The following is a 2,312-nucleotide window of genomic DNA, read 5'->3' as shown; positions in this document are numbered from 1 at the left end:
CCCAGAGCACCGTCGTGCCGAGCAACCCGCCGACGAAGCTGCTGGTGGCGAGGTCGCCCGCGCCGACGCCGGTCGCGGCGAGCAACAGCCCAGGCCCGATCATGAGAATGAGCGGGGCGCGCGATGCGGATGCGCGTCCTGGCATAGGCTCGGTCGCCTTCCTGAAGCTCGTCTAAGCCGTCGGCATCGCCGCTTTAAAAAAACAGCCGTGTCGTGAGCGAGCGATGGATCCCCGCCAAAGTCGTACTGGGCGGGCAAGGGGGTGTCAAAAGGCGGCGAATTCTAGTTTGAAGCCGGGGCTCGGCTCGCGCGCCCGTAAGCACCAGCGGAGCCGCCATTCAGTGCCTGTTGGCGTGCGCAGCATCCTGCCGCGTCTTCCACAGCGACGCGACGATGCCAGTCGCCAGCAAAAGAAACGTCACGGCGAGCGACAGCGCCGGCGGCAGCTTGTCGATCCCAACGAGGCCGGCCGCAAAGACCTTCGCACCAACAAAGACCAGGATGCTGGCGAGCGCGTAACGCAGATAGACGAAGCGATGAATCATGGCTGCTAAGGCGAAGTACAGCGCCCGCAACCCGAGAACTGCGAAGATGTTCGACGTGTAGACGATGAACGGGTCCGTGGTGATCGCGAAGATGGCCGGGATGGAGTCGACGGCAAACACGACATCGGCGAATTCGATCATCACCAGGGCGAGAAAGAGCGGCGTTGCGAAAATCAGCGACCTTCCCGTTGACGCATCGGTTTCACGAACGAAGAAGGCGTGACCATGGTGCCCCTCGCTGACGCGCAGATGCCGTCGCAGAAACTTCAGGACGGGATTTGCGCTGACGTCGTAGCTGTGCTCCGGCGCGGACATCATCTTGATGCCGGTGAAAATGAGAAAGGCAGCGAACAGATACAGCACCCATTCGAAATTGCTGACGAGCGCCACGCCGGCGCCGATCATGATGCCGCGGAGCACGAGCACGCCGAGAACCCCGTACAGCAAAGCCCGGTGCTGATAGATTCGCGGGATGCCGAAATATCCGAAGATCATCGCGATGACGAAGACGTTGTCCATCGCGAGACTTTTCTCGATGAGAAAGCCCGTCAGGTATTCCACGCCAGCCTGCTGGCCCAGCTCCCACCACACCCAGGCACCGAAGCCGAGCGCGAGAGCAATGTAGACCGCCGACAGGGCCAGGCTCTCCGCACTGCCGATCTCACGCGGCCGCCGGTGCAGAAGTCCTAAGTCGAAACAACGAGTGTGAGAACAAGACCCAGGAAGAGAGCCCACATCCAAGCGGGCTTCCCCAGAACGTCCAGGAAAAGAAACTCCATATGATGGAATGCTCAGCCGGCGAGACCTCGACAGGCGGTCCGACATCACAAGCGCGCCAGCCTCGCTTGCCAGAGGGGCCCGGAACCGCAGGCACTAGAGTCATGGCCTACCGAAGCCGACTGTGCAAGAGGCGATGATGACGCCAATGGCGCAGGCCTATTGGCGCGTTGACCGGACCGCAATCCGAATCGACGTCCTTCTAAGCACAGGGGCGTAAGGGCCCGCCCCCTACTCCTCCGCCACATAGACCTCGGCGCCCATGTCGCGGAACTTCTCGCTCATCTCGTCCATGCCCTTTTGGCGCTCGGCTTCGCTGAGGGCGCCAGCGCCCGCCGGGTCGTTGAGCTTAGCGGCGTAGTCGCGCACCTCGCGGGTGATCTCCATGGAGCAGAACTTGGGTCCGCACATGGAGCAAAAGTGCGCGAGCTTGTGCGCTTCCTTGGGCAGCGTCTCGTCGTGATATTGCCGCGCGGTCTCCGGATCGAGCGACAGGTTGAACTGATCCTCCCAGCGGAAGCCGAAGCGCGCTTCCGACAGGGCGTTGTCGCGCGCTTGCGCGGCCGGATGCCCTTTGGCGAGATCGGACGCATGCGCGGCGATCTTGTAGGCGATCACGCCCTGCTTCACGTCGTCACGATCCGGCAGACCTAAGTGCTCCTTCGGCGTCACGTAGCAAAGCATCGCCGTGCCGAACCAGCCGATCATCGCCGCGCCAATCGCCGACGTGATGTGGTCGTAGGCAGGCGCGATGTCGGTCACCAGCGGGCCAAGTGTATAGAAGGGGGCCTCGCCGCATTCTTTGAGCTGCTTCTCGACGTTGACCTTGATCTTGTGGAGCGGCACATGGCCGGGCCCTTCGATCATCACCTGGCAGCCATGGTCCCAGGCGACCTTAGTCAGCTCACCCAGCGTCTCGAGCTCGGCGAATTGGGCGCGGTCGTTGGCGTCGGCGATGGAGCCGGGACGAAGCCCGTCGCCGAGCGAAAA

Annotated in this window: 1 protein-coding gene and 1 pseudogene; both read right to left on the bottom strand. The window is 62.7% G+C overall.

The genetic code is table 11. The features are described from left to right. Positions 1 to 338: 338 nt before the first annotated feature. Positions 339 to 1,324, bottom strand: a pseudogene (locus tag ACSLE4_RS02715) (TerC family protein). Between the two features lie 229 nt (positions 1,325 to 1,553). Continuing rightward, positions 1,554 to 2,312, bottom strand: a 759-nt coding sequence (locus ACSLE4_RS02710; RefSeq protein ID WP_435902954.1) for a phosphomethylpyrimidine synthase ThiC, incomplete at its 5' end; no start/stop codon positions are given.

It is taken from the genome of Methyloceanibacter sp. (assembly GCF_051306395.1).
Classification (GTDB): domain Bacteria; phylum Pseudomonadota; class Alphaproteobacteria; order Rhizobiales; family Methyloligellaceae; genus Methyloceanibacter.
Note: the sequence above shows the minus strand (reverse complement) of the source record. Positions and strands in the feature narration are given on the sequence as shown.